At 71.2% G+C, this 17,232-nt stretch carries 15 protein-coding genes; 6 read left to right on the forward strand and 9 right to left on the reverse strand.

Going from position 1 to position 17,232, the window contains the following annotated elements; genetic code table 11:
• Positions 1 to 3: 3 nt before the first annotated feature.
• Genes KYX17_RS25210 through add form a run of 7 tightly spaced genes read right to left on the reverse strand, consistent with a single transcriptional unit; the run spans position 4 to position 8,197 of the window.
• A complete protein-coding gene (locus tag KYX17_RS25210; RefSeq protein ID WP_243230989.1) occupies positions 4 to 918 on the reverse strand; it encodes an ABC transporter permease in 915 nt (304 codons plus the stop codon).
• Positions 915 to 2,087: an ABC transporter permease gene (locus KYX17_RS25215; RefSeq protein ID WP_243230990.1), complete on the reverse strand. Its 1,173-nt coding sequence runs from the start codon at positions 2,085 to 2,087 to the stop codon at positions 915 to 917. The genes KYX17_RS25210 and KYX17_RS25215 overlap by 4 nt, the downstream gene beginning before the upstream one ends.
• Positions 2,084 to 3,892, reverse strand: a complete 1,809-nt coding sequence (locus tag KYX17_RS25220) for an adenine deaminase C-terminal domain-containing protein (RefSeq protein ID WP_243230994.1) — start codon at positions 3,890 to 3,892, stop codon at positions 2,084 to 2,086. The genes KYX17_RS25215 and KYX17_RS25220 overlap by 4 nt, the downstream gene beginning before the upstream one ends.
• The gene (locus KYX17_RS25225; RefSeq protein ID WP_243230997.1) at positions 3,889 to 5,418 is read right to left on the reverse strand and encodes an ABC transporter ATP-binding protein; all 1,530 of its coding nucleotides are present in this window, start codon (positions 5,416 to 5,418) and stop codon (positions 3,889 to 3,891) included. The genes KYX17_RS25220 and KYX17_RS25225 overlap by 4 nt, the downstream gene beginning before the upstream one ends.
• Positions 5,418 to 6,428 (reverse strand): BMP family protein, encoded by a 1,011-nt coding sequence (locus KYX17_RS25230; RefSeq protein WP_243231000.1) that lies wholly within the window; start codon positions 6,426 to 6,428, stop codon positions 5,418 to 5,420. Before KYX17_RS25230 ends, KYX17_RS25225 begins: the two co-directional genes overlap by 1 nt.
• 45 nt (positions 6,429 to 6,473) lie before the next feature.
• Positions 6,474 to 7,103 carry a hypothetical protein gene (locus tag KYX17_RS25235; RefSeq protein WP_243231002.1) on the reverse strand — a complete coding sequence of 210 codons (630 nt, stop codon included), beginning with the start codon at positions 7,101 to 7,103 and terminating at the stop codon, positions 6,474 to 6,476.
• Complete coding sequence (gene add / locus KYX17_RS25240) at positions 7,100 to 8,197, reverse strand: adenosine deaminase (protein WP_243231003.1); 1,098 nt, start codon at positions 8,195 to 8,197, stop codon at positions 7,100 to 7,102. The genes KYX17_RS25235 and add overlap by 4 nt, the downstream gene beginning before the upstream one ends.
• Positions 8,198 to 8,381: 184 nt before the next feature.
• Here add and KYX17_RS25245 point away from each other — a divergent pair, with 184 nt between their 5' ends.
• A complete protein-coding gene (locus KYX17_RS25245; RefSeq protein WP_243231004.1) occupies positions 8,382 to 8,870 on the forward strand; it encodes a nucleoside deaminase in 489 nt (162 codons plus the stop codon).
• A gap of 283 nt (positions 8,871 to 9,153) precedes the next feature.
• Here KYX17_RS25245 and KYX17_RS25250 read toward each other — a convergent pair whose 3' ends face one another.
• Positions 9,154 to 9,906, reverse strand: coding sequence for a GntR family transcriptional regulator (locus KYX17_RS25250; RefSeq protein WP_243231005.1), 753 nt, complete (start codon positions 9,904 to 9,906; stop codon positions 9,154 to 9,156).
• 37 nt (positions 9,907 to 9,943) lie between these two features.
• The gene (locus KYX17_RS25255; RefSeq protein WP_243231006.1) at positions 9,944 to 10,414 is read right to left on the reverse strand and encodes a PPC domain-containing DNA-binding protein; all 471 of its coding nucleotides are present in this window, start codon (positions 10,412 to 10,414) and stop codon (positions 9,944 to 9,946) included.
• Between the two features lie 235 nt (positions 10,415 to 10,649).
• On the opposite strand from KYX17_RS25255, the gene KYX17_RS25260 reads away from it, so the two are divergent.
• From KYX17_RS25260 to KYX17_RS25280, 5 genes are read left to right on the forward strand one after another with little or no spacing between them, the layout of a single operon-like run.
• Complete coding sequence (locus KYX17_RS25260; protein WP_243231007.1) at positions 10,650 to 11,843, forward strand: amidohydrolase family protein; 1,194 nt, start codon at positions 10,650 to 10,652, stop codon at positions 11,841 to 11,843.
• A 48-nt stretch (positions 11,844 to 11,891) separates the two neighbouring features.
• Entirely contained in the window at positions 11,892 to 13,505 is a 1,614-nt protein-coding gene (locus KYX17_RS25265; RefSeq protein WP_243231008.1) for an ABC transporter substrate-binding protein, read from the forward strand.
• Positions 13,505 to 14,521 carry an ABC transporter permease gene (locus KYX17_RS25270; protein ID WP_243231009.1) on the forward strand — a complete coding sequence of 339 codons (1,017 nt, stop codon included), beginning with the start codon at positions 13,505 to 13,507 and terminating at the stop codon, positions 14,519 to 14,521. The genes KYX17_RS25265 and KYX17_RS25270 overlap by 1 nt, the downstream gene beginning before the upstream one ends.
• Positions 14,518 to 15,315, forward strand: coding sequence for an ABC transporter permease (locus KYX17_RS25275; RefSeq protein ID WP_243231011.1), 798 nt, complete (start codon positions 14,518 to 14,520; stop codon positions 15,313 to 15,315). The genes KYX17_RS25270 and KYX17_RS25275 overlap by 4 nt, the downstream gene beginning before the upstream one ends.
• Positions 15,312 to 16,922, forward strand: coding sequence for an ABC transporter ATP-binding protein (locus tag KYX17_RS25280; protein WP_243231012.1), 1,611 nt, complete (start codon positions 15,312 to 15,314; stop codon positions 16,920 to 16,922). Before KYX17_RS25275 ends, KYX17_RS25280 begins: the two co-directional genes overlap by 4 nt.
• Positions 16,923 to 17,232 lie beyond the last annotated feature (310 nt).

Consider the following 17,232-nt stretch of genomic DNA (forward strand, 5'->3'; position numbering starts at 1 on the left):
AGGTCAGGACAGGCGAAGGTGGGACAGCTGACGGCGCAGTTGGGCGCGGGAGGTGAGCACGAGCACGACGAGGGTGACAAGGTACGGCAGCGCCGTGTAGAGCTCGCTGGGAAGCTGGATGCTGGTCGACTGCGAGAGCAATGAGAAGCTCTGGAGGAAGCCGAACAGCAGCGCGCCCAGCGCGATTCCGATCGGGTTCATCCGGCCCATGATGACGATCGCGAGCACGATGTAGCCGCGTCCCGCCGTCATGTTGGGCGTGAACGAGCCGATCGCCCCGACGGCGATCACGGCGCCGGCGAGGCCGGCCGTCGCGCCGCCGATGAGCAGTGCCCGTGCCCCGACGCTTCGCGGGCGTACGCCGCGCAGGGCCGCGGATGCGGGGTCGGAGCCGGTGGCACGCACCTGCAGGCCGAAGCGGGTGAAGCGCATGACGAGCCAGGCCGCAGCCAGCAGCACGAGCGTCGCGTACACGAGGGGGCTCTGTCCGAACAATGCCGGTCCGATGAGCGGGATGTCGGTGAGCAGGCCCAGATCGATCGACGAGATCGTCGGAACGCTCACGTTCGTGCGGCCGGCGGGGATCCAGAGCTGGAACAGGTAGGTCGAGAGCCCTAGGCCCAGCATGGTGATCGCGAGGCCGACGACGATCTCGTTCGCCTTGAGCGTGTAGACCAGCACGTTCATGAGCAGCGCCAGGGCGATGCCGACGACCGCGCCGGCGACGAGGCCGAGCCAGGGGCCGAACGAGCTGCCGACGTAGATGGCGGTGAACGCGCCGAGGATCATCATGCCCTCGATGCCGAGGTTGAGTCGTCCCGCGCGTTCGACGAAGCCCTCGCCGATCCCCGCGATCACGAGGGGCGCGGCCAGGGCGATGGCGCCGGCGAGGATCGACGCCCAGAGTGCGATGGTCATCGGGTGCCCTCCTCGGCAGCGGTCCCGGCCTCGACGACGGGTTCGCCGGATGCGGCCGCCGCATCCGTGATCTCCTCGGCGGAGAACGCGCCGTCGTCGGGCGCCGGAGCCGGTCCCGGATGCGCGGGAGCGACCAGCCCCGGCCGCGACGCGGCGATCACCGCGACGCCCAGCAGCAGCACGCCCTTGATGACCTCCGCGATGGATGACGGGATCGTTCCGGTCGCCGACTGCATCCCGACCGCGCCGACAGTGAGGGCGGAGAAGAAGACGGCCGCGACGGCGATGCCGGCGGGAAGCAGGCCGCCGAGCAGGGCCACGGCGAGCCCGGAGAACCCGACGCCGCCCGAGACCGAGCCGAGCAGACGCTCGTTGACGCCCGCGATCTGCAGCCATCCGACGACACCGGCACCGGCGCCGGAGACGAGCATGGTGCCGTAGAGGGTGCGCTGCCTGGTCGCACCCAGGCGCAGCGCGAGGGCGGGACGTTCCGCGAAGACGGCGACCCGGGTGGCCTGCCGTGAGCGGCGCCACCACTCGAACAGCACCACGGCCACCACGACGAGCAGGATGCCGACGTGCGCGCGGGTGCCGGGGATGAGGGCGGGAAGGGCCGCCGCCTCGGGCAGGCGCTCGCTCTGCGGTGTCGCCGTCGCCTCGCCGCTGGCGAGCCACGTGCGCAGCGTCCAACCGAGGAAGCCCGTGGCCACGTAGTTCAGGAGCAGGGTCGAGAGGATCACGTTGACCCGCCAGCGCACGGCGAGCCAGGCGGGCACCAGAGCGAAGGCCGCCCCGCCGACGGCGCCGGCGACGAACCCGACCAGCGCGTAGAGGATGGCGGGGGCTGCATCCGCCGTCACATCGCGCACCCACAGGATGGCGGCGGTCGCGAAGATCGCGCCCATCGTGACCTGGCCCTCGGCGCCGACCGAGAACACGCCGGCCCGGAGCGCGGGGATCAGCGTCAGCGCGACGATCGCCACGGGAGCCGCTCCCACGAGCAGCTCGCCCACGCGGTACGGCGAGCTGGAGACGCCCTCCACCAGCCCGCGCAGCCCCGTGAGCGGGTCGGCGCCGGCGAAGAGGATGAGTGCGATCGCCACCAGAACGACCACGGCGACCACACCGCCGGTGAGGGCGACGGACCGCATCCGGGAGGAACGGATCACGCGTGCTCCTCGGGGTCGTGGCCGCAGGCGTCGACGGGTCCCGGGACGAGCACGTCGACGAACTGCTGCGTCGCCGCGTCGATCAGGCCGAGTTCGGTCAGGCCGAGGTCGGGGACCACGTACAGCCCCACGAACGAAAGGATGATGTACGGCGAGGCGATCGTGCAGCCCAGCTCGTGGGTCGCCGCATGCCCGGCCGCGAGGGCCGCGGCGGTCTCTTCGAACGGGGCGTCGCTCATCATGCCGCCCACGGGCAGTGCGACGCGGGCGAGGACTTCGCCGTCGGCGACCGTCACGAACCCGCCGCCCATGCGCCCGAGCTCGGCGACAGCGAGACGCATGTCGTCGTCATCGGCGCCCACGACCGCGATGTTCATGTTCGGGCAGTTCATCGTGATCGCGATCGCGCCGCGGCCGAGGCCGAAGCCCTTCACGAACCCGTGGCCCGCGAGCGCCTCGCCGTGGTGGCGGTCGACGACCGCGATCTTCAGCACGTCCTGCGAGGGGTCCGACACGACCTGGCCGTCCACGACCGGAAGGGATGCGGTGAACTCCCGCTTGAAGTAGCCGTCGTACATCTCCATCGCACGCACCCGCACACGCGAGGCGCCCTCGGGGGCCGCGACGGTGAGCAGATCCGCCGGGAGCTGCTCCGGCAGGTGCACGGTGTCGCGCGCCCAGTCGGGCAGCACGTCGGTGTTCTCGAAGAGGGCCACGCCGTCCTCGGCGACGACACGTCCGGCGACGACGACGACCTCCGGCCGCACGTCGGCGAGATTCCGGATGACCTGCAGGTCCGCGAGACGGGAGGGGGCGAGCAGGCCGAGCGCCTGGTCGAGGCGGTAGTAGTGCGCGGGCTGCGTCGTCGCCATGCGGTACGCGAGCTGCGGATCGATGCCGAAACGGATCGCCTGGCGCACATGGTGGTCGATGTGGCCCTGCGTGTGCAGGTCGAGCGCGTGCTTGTCGTCGGCGCAGAAGGCCAGGTGGCGCAGCGCCGGCTCGATCGCGTCGAGGTCGGCGAAGAGGGGAACGGTGTTGTCGGCCAGCGACGATCCCATGACCGTGATCATCGCGCCGAGGCGCGTGCGCTCCAGCACCTCGTCGACGGTCGAGGCGTTGTGGTCGTCGCTGATGCCGGCCGCCAGGTAGCCCCAGAGCGACTCGTGGGTCTGCGCCGCCGTGTGACCGGTGAGCCGGCGACCGGCCACGAGCGCCTCGCGGAACCGGCCGGTGGAGAGCTCGCCGTAGTCGAACGGGTTGGATTCGCCGAGCGTCGCGGTGTTGTCGTCGTGCAGGCGCGCGCGGACGACCCCTTCTTCGATGACGGCGCCGCCGCGCTCGAGCGCGAACGAGGTCGGGGTGGTCGGTGAGACCTGCTGGAACACGTGCAGTGGCGTCGTGGTGGACAACGCCAGATCCATCCCGCGCGCTCCCCAGACGTTCGCCGCGCCGTTCGGGTCGGTGAGCACGGTGGTGGTGCCGCGGGCGACCGAGAGACGGGCGAGCTCGCCGGGCGTCAGGTTCGTGTACTCGACGTGCAGGTGGGTGTCGATGAAGCCCGGCACGACGTGGCATCCGCGTGCGTCGATCTCGGTGCCCACCGTCGGGATGTGGTTCCAGGGCGTCAGCGTCGCGATGTGCCGCCCCGCGATGAGCACGTCACGCTCGAGCCACTCCTCGGTTCCGGGGGACTGCACGAGTCCACCACGCACGATCAGGTCGGGCGCCGCGTGCCCCGCCGCGACGGCGCGTAGGTGTACGAGCTCCTCGGTCGTCGGCAGCAGGTCGGTGAAGTCGGTCATGAGGGTTCCTCCACGGGGTCGATTCCTGCCATCGCGGCGCCGATGCGCGCGGTCGTCGCCGCCTGCGCGGGCAGGTCTGCGACGATGCGTCCGTCGAAGACGACGACGATGCGGTCGGCGAGACCGCGGATCTCGTCGAGATCGTGCGAGGCGACGGCGACGGCCGCCCCCGCCTCGGCAGCCTGGACGAGCCGGTCGCGGATGGCCTGAGCCGCCCGCAGGTCCAGCCCCTGGGTCGGGCCGTAGGCGAGGACGACGCGCGGCGCGCCCCCGGGCCAGACATGACCGAGCTCGCGCGCGGCCAGAAGCTTCTGCTGGTTGCCGCCGGACAGGCCGCCGGCGGCGAGCGTCGCGACGGCGGGGCGCACATCGAACGCGGTGAGGCGCTCGCCGGCCGAAGCCCGGGCCGCGCCGCGGGCGCGGCGGTCGGTGCCGGCGCCGCGCGCCGCCTCGTAGAGTCCCAGCGTGTCGCCGAGCGAGAGTGCGGGAACGAGCGCGTCGCTGCGCTCCTCGGGGATCCACGCCACGCCCCCGCGCAGCAGCTCGACGGCGGAGGGCGCCGTGCGACCCGCGAACACGAGGGATCCGGATGTCGGTGCCCGCAGCCCTGCGAGCACGTCGATGAGCGTGTTCTGTCCGCTGCCGGCGACGCCCGCGATGCCGACGATCTCTCCTGCGCGAAGCTCGAGTGACACATCCGCCAGCGCCGCATCCGTCTCGGACGAGGCGCGGACGCCGTGCACCGCCAGCACCGTCTCACCCGGGATCCGGTGCGCGCGCGGGGCGGGCTCTTCGAGGTCGCCGACCATGAGCCTCGCGACCTCGGCGGCGGAGAGACCGCGCGCGGGGCCGTGGTGCACGCGGCGTCCGTGCGAGAGGACGGTCACCTCGTCGGCGACCGCACGCACCTCCTCGAGGCGGTGCGTGATGAGAACGATCGCGGTACCCAGACCGCAGAGCGTGCGCAGATGCTCGAACAGGCCCCCCACTTCGCGGGGGCCGAGGCTGGCGGTGGGCTCATCCAGGATGAGGGTCGTCGCGCCCTCGGCGAGGGCGACGACGATCTCGCCGAGCTGGCGGTGCGCCTGGCTCAGTCTGGCGGTCGGAACGTCGAGCTCGACGCTCACACCGGCGCGCTCGAGGGTGTCGGCGAGGACCGCCCGCGCGGCGCCGCGACGGGTGATGCGCCTCGAGCCGACGAGCAGGAGGTTCTCCACGAGACTCAACTCGCCCACCAGGCTCAGCTGCTGGGGGACCATGTTCACTCCGCGCGCCTTGCCGGCGGCGCGGTCGCGGGGGGCGTAGGAGGTCTCATCGAGCGTCATCGTGCCCGCATCCGCCGACTCGATGCCGGCGAGGATCTTGGCGAGCGTCGACTTGCCTGCGCCGTTCTCGCCGACGAGCGCGTGCACGGTCCCGGCGCGCACGGCGAAGTCGACGGCGTCCAGGGCGTGGACGGCGCCGAAGCTCTTGGAGACCGACCGGGCGACGAGCGCCCGGTCGGTCCCGGGGGTGGGGGTGGTCATCAGGAGATGGTGACACTTCCGTCTTTGAGACCCGCGATCAGCTCGTCGACCTTCGAAGCGACGTCGGCCGGCACGGCACCGTCGACGCTGTTGATCTCCTGGTAGGTCAGGCCGCCGTTCTCGAGGGTCGAGGTGACGCCCTTGCCGCCGAACTTCTCGTCGGCGACCTCTTCGACCCAGGCCTTGACGATCGGGTACATGTCGAGATCGACCGTGGACACGTTGGTCTTGAGCGCCTCGGCACCGGCGGCGGGGGAGACGCCCACCGAGAGGACGCCCGCCTTGGACGCCGCGGCACCGACACCGGCGGCGATGCCGTCGCCGGTCGTGTAGACGAGCTTCGCGCCCTGGCCGATGAGACCCGTGGTCGCGGATGCGGCGGCCTCGGCGTCGTCGAAGCTTCCGGCGTAGACGACCGGGAGCAGCTCGGCCGACGGGTTGGCCGCGAGGGCTCCCTGCTGGAAGAAGGAGTCCGTCGCCTTCACGAAGTCCAGCTCCAGGCTCTCCACGCGTCCGATCGGCGATGCCTGGGTGAGACCCGCGATGTAACCGGAGAGGTATCCCACCTCGGGTGTGCTGTAGGTCCAGGTCTCGACGTTGTCGGTGTACTTGTCGAGGATGTCAGCGCCGCCCGAGGCGGTGAAGTGGGTGTCGGGGAAGTCCTTGGCGACGGAGAAGATCGCGTCGCCGAGCTCGATGCCGTGCCCGATGACCAGGTCGAAGCCCTGGCTGGCGAAGTCGGCCACGACCGGTTCGCTGGTGGCAGGGTCGGCCATCTGCTCGCGCAGCTCGTACGTGATGAGGCCTTCGTCCTGGAGCTTGGCGAGGGCGTCGGCCAGCGCCTGGTTGAAGGCGCCGTCGTTCGCGTTGCCGGGGGTGAGGGCGCCGACGCGGATCACGTGGTCGGATGCGGCGGAGGACGATGTGGCGTCGGCGGTACCGGAGCAACCGGCGAGTGCGAGCGCGGCCGTCGCGGCGACGGCCGCGGCGAGGAGGGGGCGAAGACGCATTGCGGTGTCCTTTCGGGTGGGTGTGGCGGGTTCGGGTGGTGGGGGTCAGGTGGTCGAGACGGTAAAGCCGGGAGCGAGGGTGGCTCCCACGAAGGCCGCGCTGTCGGGCGACCAGTGCGCGAGCACGGCTCCGGTGGCGCGGTCGAAGCACGGGTCGAGCCGGACGTCGGCGGCGGCCGCATCCGGGTGCAGCGCGGCATCCGCCACACAGACGACCGGGGTGCCGTGCAGTGTGCGGGCCGTCCCGGTGGCGGGCAGACGGCCCTGGCGGTCCAGGGAGACGAGCGCGGCCGTCGCGAGGAAGCCGCGCAGCTGCGGGTCGTCGGCGCAGTCCGCCGCGCTCTTGGTGCAGCCCTCGGTCCAGGCGATCGTGCCGGCCGCATCCACCGAGACGGCGCTGAGCTGCGTTCCGAGGGCGGTGTCGCCCTGACCGATGACCTCGATGCGCGCCTCGAACGCGTCGTCGTCGCGGCGCACGTCGATGCGTTCGGTGTACAGCGGCTCGGACTTCGTTCCGGTGACCTGCCAGTGCGCGTTCCACCCGGCGACGAGGGGTGCGAGCTCGACGGTGTCGTCGGAGCGGACCAGGGCGGCGCCCGTCAGTGCCGTCGCCACGACGACGGCTCCTGCGCCGCACGCGGCGGCCAGGAGCAACAGGCGACGGCGACCGCTCATACCGGGGCGACCTCGCTCACGGCCGCGAGCTCGGCGTGCAGCCGGCTCTTCGTGTCGACGTCGGCGAACGACGCGTCGATCGAGCGCGCGGCGAAGCCGACCAGATCGGCGTAGTCGAAGCCGAACTGCTCGGCCGCCACCGCCCAGTCTGCCTCGAGCGTGGTGCCCAGCGGAGCCGGGTCGTCCGTGTTCAGAGTGACCGAGACGCCCGCGTCGAGCAGACGCGGAAGAGGGTGGGAGTCCCAGTCGGGGTAGATGCCGAGCGTGAGGTTCGAGCGCGGGCACACGCCGAGGCTGATGCCGTCGGTGATGAGCCGGTCGATGAGGGCCGGATCCTCGATGGACCGCACGCCGTGGTCGATGCGCTCCGCCTGCAGCAGTTCGACCGCATCCCACACGCCCTCGGGCCCGCTCGACTCCCCGGCGTGCACGGTGCGGTGCAGACCCGCGGATGCGGCCAGCGCGAACGCGCCGCGGAACTTCTCGCCTGTGCGGCCGGTGACCTTCTCGTCGCCGTCGACGGACAGGGCGATCACGCGACGCGGTCTGGCGGCGACGAGCTCGCCGACCAGACGCTCCGCCTCGGCACCGGACTGGTTGCGCAGCAGGGAGTAGGCGACGCCCACCTGGCAGAGGCCGTCCTGCTCCGCCTCGTCGAAACCGGCACCGAACGCGTCGAGCAGGTCGAGCTCGCGGCCGCGCCACGCGTTCCAGTGCGTCGGGTTGACGATGACGTCGCTGTAGCGGATGCCCGACGCACTCTGACGTACGGCGAACGCGTACGCCACACGGGCCGCCTGCGACGGGGTGCGTACCAGCCCGCACTGCCAGTCCAGGAACCGGAGGAAGCCGCTGAGTCCGGCTGAGCCCGCTCCTGCACCGCCGCCGGTGGTGACCTCGGGGGCGGCGAAGGCGTCGTGCGTGGAGATGTCGAAGAGCGTTGCGGCGGGCCCGGGCAGGGCGACGTCGTTCTCCTTCGCCAGCGTCAGCATGTCGAGCAGCGAGAACGTGCCCTCGAGGTGCACGTGCACCTCGGCCTTGGGCAGCGCGCGGATCACCGTCTCGTCGATGCGTGCGACGTGGTTCTGCGACATGGGTCCCTTTCGGATGCGGGTGGGAGGTACAGCGGCACGCTATCCGCTTCGCGCGACTTGTCGACAAGTGGAGCGAATCTCGTTCGCGACTTGTAACACCCGCGTAATGCTCACCCCGGATTTTGGCGGATTCGGCCGCTACGGTGAAAGTCGGTTCGTAGCACTTGTTCACAAGGAGAGATTCGTGACGCATCCACTGACAGAGGCCGACCTCGCCCATCTGCGCCAGAGCATCCGGGTCGCCGAAGACGCGGTCGCGCACGGCACGCATCCGTTCGGCTCGATCGTCGTGAGCGCCGCGGGCGAGGTCGTCTCCTCGTGCGGCAACAACTCGCTGCCGCCGGAGGGCGATCCCACTCAGCACGCCGAGCTGCAGGCGGTCGCTGCGGCGTTCCGGGTGCTGGGCGCGGACGGGATGAAGGGCTCGACCCTGTTCACGAGCGCTGAGCCGTGTGCGATGTGCTCCGGCGCCGCCTACTGGTGCGGTATCGACCGTGTGGTCTACGCGCTCAGCGAGCACCGCCTGCTCGAGCTCACGGGCGACCACCCCGAGAACCCGACGTTCTCACTGCCCTGTCGCGAGGTGTTCGCCCGCGGTCAGCGCGAGATCGAGGTCGTCGGCCCGCTGCTCGAGGACGAGGCCGCGAAGGCGCACGTCGGCTTCTGGGTCTGAGCCCCGCGGCGGCGGTGGACCCGCTCGCCCTCCCGCCGTGTCCCGCCGCCTCCCGTCCGGTTCTCCCCTGCCCGGGCTCGCGCCCGCTTGGGTGACCCCGGCTGCCTCCCCTGCCACAGATCGAGCCGCGAAGCGCCGCCTGTGACAGGTGAGCACGCAGCTCCCTCGCTCGCCTGTCACAGATCGACGCGGAAGGCGCGATCTGTGACAGGCGAACGGTCTCGGGAAGCGTCCGTACGGTGACCGCGGCCGGAACGTGCGGATGCGGGCGCGGATGCCGGGCTCAGGCGCCGCCCCAGGGCGGGCGGACGGTGCGCACGAGCGAATACGACACGATGTCGGGCGCGTGGTACTCGAAGCTGTGCATGAGCCGCCGCCCGCTCGCGCCGATCCCCACGATCTCGGAGGTCATCACCGGCGAGCCCTCCGCCCGCTCGAACAGCGCGGCGAGTTCGCCGTGGAGGGTCGTCACGCCCGGCGTCGACACCTCCCAGATCACGGGTTCGCCCCAGACCTTCGCCGCGGCGGTGAAGACGGACTCGTCGGGGTCGAAGGTGCGCTCCGCGCCGTCGAGCGGCAGCAGATCGTCGGCGATCATCGCCACGACGCCGTCGGCCCGCCAGCGCTTGCGCACGGCGAGTGCGGGCATCTCGGCCGCCAACTCCATGAGCGCACCCACATCAGGACCGAGGGTCCTCGTGCCGCTGGAGAGCGTCTCGACCTCCGACTGGTAGCCGAGGCGGTCCAGCAGGTCGGTGTGCTCGAACTGCTCCTCCAGCCGCACGCTCAACCGCAGCGCGATCGGATCCACGGTGGTCACCGAACCCTGTCGCCGGCGGACGATGCCCTGCGCCTCGAGGCTGGCCATCGCGTTGCGCAGCTGCTGCCGCGTGCACTCGAGGCGCGCGGTCAGCTCCAGCTCGCCCGGCAGGGGAGTGCGGCTGGCGGCGGCCTCGCGCACGAATCGCAGCAGTCCGTGCAGAACGCGCAGATGGGCGCGATCGCCGAGCGGGCGAGGCAGCGGCAGATACGTCACAGCGGGACCCTCCTGGTCGCGAGCACGGCTGAGATCATCATGGCGTAGTCGCGGTCGCGAGTCGCAGGATCGGAATTCCCGCGGATCCCGGATGCGGACGCCGCTCGAGCGTGGGGGAGAGGATCTCGTCCAGCACCACCTCGACGACGTAGTGCGTCTCGCCCGAGAGCAGGTGTCCGGCGTAGGCGCGGGCGGCGTCGTCCTTCACCCCGACCGCCACGTGCACGTGGACGACGAGGGCGCCATCGGATGCGGTTGTGATCGTGCCCGAGCCGAGTCCCTCGGTGTAGGGCACGTCGACGGCGGTCGGCATGGGCGCTTCGGGATCCGCGACCGGTGTCTCGGCCGCGATGAGGCGCACGGTGCGGAACGCGCCGCTGAAGGTCGAGATCGCCGCCTGAGCGATGCCGTGCCGACGGCAGGCGTCGGCGAGTGAGGTGAGGATCTCGTCCCCGGGTTCGAGGACCACGACGACACGACGCCCGGTCTGGATCTCGGCGGTCTGCATGAAAGCTCCTGTCGGGCGGCTTGTCGATAAGTGAGCGTTCCCACGGCGCGGGATCTCTTGCTCAGATCATCTCCGACGGCGATTTCCTGCGTGTTGCTCGTGTTTCGCTTCGGTAAATATTCCGCCGTATGTCAACACTTGTCGATTTGTCGGCCATGTTCCTCGGTATCGTGACGATCGGTCAGCGTCGCCCGCCCCGTCCCCTCTTGCCCTCCTCGCCCCCCGGGAGATCGCCGTGTCTTCGCCTGTCACCACCCCCGTCCTCCACGTCTGGGACGGCGAACGCGACCGCGGCGCGGCGCGTCTGTCCTGGCAGGACGGGCGCATCACGGCCGTAGAAAGCGCAGCGGGCGCGACCGAGTACAGCCTCATCCCCGGGCTGATCGACACGCACGTGCACCTCGACGCATCCGCGACCCCCGGCGCCGATTGGCTCACGTGGCCCCTCATCACCCCGGCCGCCGAGCGTTCCCTCCACGTCGCCGCGCACGCCCGACGAGCCGCTGCCGCGGGCGTCACGACCCTGCGAGACCTCTCCGGCAGCGAGGTGCAGTACGCCGTCGCCCGTGCGCTGGAGGCCGGCCTCATCCCCGGTCCCCGCCTGCTCGTGCACGGCCCCGTCGGGATGACCGCCGGTCACGGCGACCTCTTCACACCGCCCCACTACCCGCACCGCCCGCCGGTGGCCGACTCGCCCGACGAGTGCCGCAAGCTCGTACGCCAGTGGGCGCGCGCCGGTGCGGACGGCATCAAGATCTACACGAGCGGTGGCGTGCTCTCGATGGGCGACAAGGTCGGCTGGCGCAACCAGACGGATGCGGAGATCGCCGCGACCGTCGACGAGGCGCACGCCCTCGGCATGCTCGTGGCCGCCCACACGCACAGCGCGGAGGGCGTGGACATCGCCCTGCGGTTCGAGGTCGACTCGCTCGAGCACGGCACCGGCATCGAGGAGCGCCACTGGGAGACCCTGATCGAGCGCAACGTGCCGGTCGCGCCCACTCTGCTCATCAACGATGCGATCGCCGATCGCCGCATCCCGGTCAGCGACGAGGCGGCCGAGAAGGCGCGCGCCGTGGTGATCGAGCGCGACGCCAACTTCACGGGTGCGGCTGCGGCCGGCGTGCGCTTCGTGCTCGGCACTGACGCGAACGGCGTCATGGTGCGCTTCGGCGACCAGCTCGAGGAGCTCCGTCTCATGAAGACCGCGTTCTCGTGGAGCTCCGAGCGCGCGCTCGTCGCGGGCACCTCGGATGCTGCGGATGCGGTGCGTCTGACCGGCACGACGGGACGCCTCAAGGCGGGCCTCGGGGCCGACTTCCTCGTGGTGCGCGGCAAGCCGTGGCAGGACATCGAGACCCTGCGCCCCGAGAACCTCGTGGCGGTCGTCGCGCGCGGCGAGCTCGTTGCCGGCACGCTGCCCCTCTGACCTCCCCCTATGCACCACCCGACCCCTTCCCCGCATCAAGGAGATCCCGTGACCCTCATCCGATCCGGCGGCGCCCGACGCGTCGCCCTCCCGCTTCTCGCAGGGCTCGCCGTCGCGACCCTCGCCGGCTGCGCCGCTTCGGCGCCCGCCGCCGACTCCGCGACCCCCGCCGCCGACCTGCCGCAGGACATCGTCTTCGCGCTCAAGGAAGACCCGACCTGCCTCGACCCGCAGCAGACGTCGGTGACCACCTCGCTCATCGTCGGCCGCCAGCTGACCGACTCCCTGCTCGACCAGAACCCCGACACCGGTGAGATCGTGCCGTGGCTGGCGAGCGACTGGTCGGTCGCGGACGACCTCACGTCCTACACCTTCACGCTGCGCGACGGCGTCACCTTCAGCGACGGCACCCCGCTGACCTCCGAGGCGGTCGCCGCGAACTTCGACGCGATCAAGGCGCTCGGAGCCTCGGCATCCCTCGCCAACGGCTACCTCGCCGGATACGCGGGCACCGATGTGAAGAGCGACACCGAGTTCACGGTGAACTTCTCGGCTCCCAACGTGCAGTTCCAGCAGGGCGCCACCACGATGTCGCTCGGCATCCTCTCGCCCGCCACGGTCGCCGAGACCGCGGAGGCGCGCTGCCAGGCCGTCGTCGGCACCGGTCCGTTCGTGCTCGACTCGTACGTGCCCAACGACGCCGTGAAGATCGTCAAGCGCGACGGCTACGACTGGGCGTCGACGCTGCGCGGTCACGAGGGCGAGGCCTACCTCGACTCGGTCACCTTCCCGATCATCACCGAGCCCTCGGTGCGCACCGGCGGTCTCGAGTCCGGCGAGTACGACGTCATCCAGGACGTGCCCTACGTGGATGAGGCGCGCTTCGCCGGCGACAAGTACCACCTCTACGCCAAGGCGAACCCGGGCGTTCCCAACTCGCTCGTCGTCAACACCTCGCGCGGCGTGCTCGCCGACGAGGCGGTGCGCCAGGCGGTCACCAAGGGCCTCGATCGCGACAAGATCAACGTGCTCGCCGGCTCCATGAGCGGCAAGGCGCCCACGAGCGTGCTGACCTCCTCGACGCCCGGCTACATCGATCTCGGCGACACCCTCGCGTTCGACGCGGATGCGGCCAAGAAGCTGCTCGAGGACGACGGGTGGACGCTCGGCTCCGACGGCATCTACGCGAAGGACGGCCAGCCGCTCACCTTCACGGTCACGGCGTTCTACGCGCAGGACGTGCTCGAGGCGGCGCAGATCCAGCTGAAGGAGATCGGCATCGACATGCAGCTGAAGATGGTCTCCTCGGGTGACTTCTTCGGTGCCATCGCCTCGGGCGACTACGACGCCCTCGGCGCAGGCCTGACGCGCACCGACCCCGACGCGCTGCGTACCCTGCTGTCGACCGCATCCCCCGCTCGTTGGGGCATCGTCGACGACGCCGAGCTCGAGGGTCTGCTGCAGGAGCAGGCGCAGACCGCCGACGTCAACGCCCGTCAGAAGCTCGTCGACGAGATCCAGCAGATCGTCGCCGAGCGCGCGTACGTGATCCCGACGCTGGAGACCGTGCAGCTGCACGGCTCGCGCGCCGGCGTCGAGGGCATCACCTTCGACTCGGCCTCGCGTCTGCACCTCTACGACGCCGCGGTGGTCTCGAACTGATGACCATCCCCGAGCAGCGCGTGGCCCCAGCGGGAGGGCGGGCACAGGCGATCGCCCGCTTCCTGATCCCGAAGATCGTGCAGTGCCTCTTCGTGATCTGGGCGACCTACACCGTCGCCTTCCTGCTGATCCACGCGCTGCCCGGGGACCCCGTCCTCGCCGCGCTCTCGCTGCGCGGCGGCGACGCCACCACGACCGACCCCGCCCAGCTCGCGGCGCTCCGCGAGCGCTACGGGCTGGACGGGCCGGTCTGGCAGCAGTACATCGTCAACTTCCTCGCCCTCTTCCGCGGCGACCTCGGCATCTCGATCGCGACAGGACAGCCCGTCGTGGAGATGATCGGCCGGGCGTTCCCGAACACCGCCGCGGTGGCCGTGTTCGCCCTCGTGGTGGGCTTCGTCGCGGCCCTCGCCTTCACCGTCTGGGCCTACGTCGCCCGGCCCGCGTGGATGCGGGCGTTCGTCACCCAGATCCCGCCGCTGGGCATCGCGATCCCGGCGTTCCTGTCGGGCCTCGTGCTCATCAGCGTGTTCTCGTTCGGCCTCGGGTGGTTCCCCGCATCCGGGACGAACGGCTTCGTGAGCGTCGTGCTGCCGGGCATCACCCTGGCACTGCCGACCGGAGCCATCTTCTTCCAGGTCTTCTCGGCCGCGGTATTCGACGCGGGCGCCAGCCCCTTCGTCTTCACGGCGAACGCGAAGGGCCTCGCGCAGCGCACGGTCGTGGTGCGGCACGTGCTGCGCAACGCCCTGCTGCCCTCCATCACGATCATCGGCCTGCAGATCGGCTACCTCGCCGGCGGCACCGCCGTGGTCGAGACCGTCTTCTCCCGCGACGGCATCGGCCGGCTCACCGTCGACGCCGTGCTCGCCCGCGACGTGAACGTGGTCCTGGGTGTGGTGGTGGTCGTGGCGACCGTGTACGCCATCGTGACCCTCATCGTCGACGGCCTCTACGGCGTGATCGACCCGCGTACCCGAACGCGCCTCGTCGGACGAAAGGCGGGTGCGCGATGAGCATCCTGCGCAGACCCGGCCTTCTGCTCTCTCTCCTGCTGCTGCTGCTGACGCTCGTCGCGGTCGTCGCCCCGCAGCTGCTCGCCCCGTACGATCCGTACGACTCGGTGGGCACCGCCCGGCTCGAGCCGCCGAGCGCGGAGCACCTGTTCGGCACCGACCATCTCGCGCGCGACGTGTTCTCGCGGGTGATCTATGGCGCGCAGCTCTCGCTGTCCTCCGCTGTGCTCGCCGTCGTCGCGGGTGTGCTGATCGGCTCGATCGTCGGTCTCGTCTGCGGCTACGTCGGCGGGCCGCTCGACTTCGTGGTCATGCGCTTCGTCGACGTGCTCATCGCGATCCCCGGCATCCTGCTCGCGCTCATCGTCGTCGCCTCGCTCGGCTTCGGCCCGCTCTCGATCGCCCTCGGCGTCGGACTCGGCACGGCGGGATCCTTCGCCCGCGTGATGCGCTCGCAGGTGCTGCGCGTGCGCAGCGAGGAGTACGTCGAGGCCGCGCGCACGCTCGGCGCCCGCGGCCCCGCGATCTTGGTGCGTCACGTCATGCCGAACGCGGCGCGGCCCATCATCGCGATGGCCTCGCTCGAGCTCGCCCTCGCCATCCTGTCGGTGTCGGCGTTGAGCTTCCTCGGATTCGGCGCCCAGCCGCCGGCGCCCGAATGGGGCGCGCTCGTGTCGGCAGGGCGCGACTTCGTCGCCATCGCGCCCTGGCTGAGCCTGATGCCCGGCGCCGTCATCCTCGCGGTCGTCCTCTCCGTCAACCGCGTCGCCCGCTTCATCGGAGGTGACCGATGACCGCTCCTCTGCTGCGCGTCACGGATCTGCGCGTCGACTACGGCACAGGTCGCCGTGCCCACAGCGCCCTGCGCGGCATCGACCTCGAGGTGAACCCGGGCGAGATCGTCGCGGTCGTCGGCGAGTCGGGGTCCGGCAAGAGCACGATCGCCCACGCGCTCGTGAAGCTCCTACCCGCCGAGGCGCACGTGCGCGGCGGGTCGATCGTCTTCGACGGCACCGAGATCACCACGGCATCGGCGTCGGCGCTGCGCCGCATCCGGGGCGGACGGATCGGCTTCGTGCCGCAGGACCCGTCCCATAGCCTGAACCCCCTGATGCGCGTGGGCGAGCAGATCGCCGAGACGCTGCGCCGCCACCGCGGCCTGTCGCGGGCGGATGCGGCCCGCCGCGCCGTCGAGATCATCACCGAGGTGGGCGTGCCCGAGGCCGAGCTGCGAGCGGGGCAGTACCCGCACGAGCTCTCGGGCGGCCTCCGCCAGCGCATCCTCATCGGCATCGCGTGGGCGTGCGAGCCCGCGCTCGTGATCGCGGACGAGCCGACCAGCGCGCTGGATGCGACCGTGCAGCGTCACGTGCTCGATCGGATGCAGGCCCTCGCCGAGGCGCACGGCACCGCCGTGCTGCTCGTGACCCACGATCTGGCGGTCGCCGCCGACCGCGCCGATCGCATCGTCGTGGTGGAGAAGGGCGAGATCGTCGAAAGCGGTCCGGCGGAGCTCGTGCTGGCCGACCCCTCGCATCCGTACACGCGGCGTCTGGTCGCCGCAGCGCCCGGCCTCAACGCGCGACGACTGGTCCCGTCGGCGAGCGTGGTGGACCGCGTCGTCCCCGACACGGGCGCGCCGCTGCTGCAGGTCTCGGGCCTCGGCAAGACCTACGGCGGTGCCCGCGGCATCCGCGCCGTCGAGGCGGTGGACTTCTCGGTCGCCCGCGGGACGACCTTCTCTCTCGTCGGCGAGTCCGGCTCGGGAAAGAGCACGACGGCGCGCATGGTCGCCAGGATCATCCCGAGCGACGAGGGCGAGATCCGTTTCGACGGCGAGGACATTACCGACCTGCGGGGGTCGGCGCTGCGGGAGCTGCGCCGGCGCATCCAGGTCGTCTATCAGAATCCGTTCGGCTCGCTCGATCCGCGTATGAGCGTGGCGAAGCTGATCGCGGAGCCGTTGCAGGCCTTCGGTGTGCCTCGTGCCGAGCGCAGCTCGATCGTGCGCGACCTGCTCGGGCAGGTGCGTCTGTCGAACGACCTGCTCACCCGGCGTCCCGCTCAGCTCTCGGGCGGCCAGCGTCAGCGCGTCGCGATCGCCCGCGCCATCGCCCTGCGTCCGGAGCTCATCGTGCTCGACGAGCCGGTCTCCGCTCTCGACGTCTCGGTGCAGGAGCAGGTGCTGCAGCTGCTCGTCGACCTGCAGGCCGAGCACGGCCTGACCTACCTCTTCATCTCGCACGACCTCGGGGTGATCCGCCAGATCTCCGACCGCGTCGCCGTGATGCGCGGCGGCCGCATCCTGGAGCAGGCGACGGCCGAGCGCATCTTCGATGCCCCGGCCGACCCCTACACGCGCGAGCTGATCGGCGCGATCCCCGGCGCCGCCGCCGACTGACCGCCGCCCGGGTGCGGGTGCGTGGTGCGGGTGCCCTGTTGCGCGCATTTTGTGGGGCGTGCGGGCGTGGGGTGTGAGCGGGGGCCGGCGCATGCTCGTGGGCGCGCTGCCCTGCGTGTCTCACTTGTTCACGTCGAGAGGGCCCGCGTCGTGCACAACTGAGACACGGACATGGGGGCCCACCCTCGGTGTCTCAAACGTGCACGTCCGAGCACCCTGGAACGCGCATGAGTGAGACACGGGTGCGAGGCGGTGGTTCTCGGGCGGTGCGTGTCTCAAACGTGCACGCTCACGGGCTCGGGAGCGTGCA

It is taken from the genome of Microbacterium sp. CIAB417, from assembly GCF_022788845.1.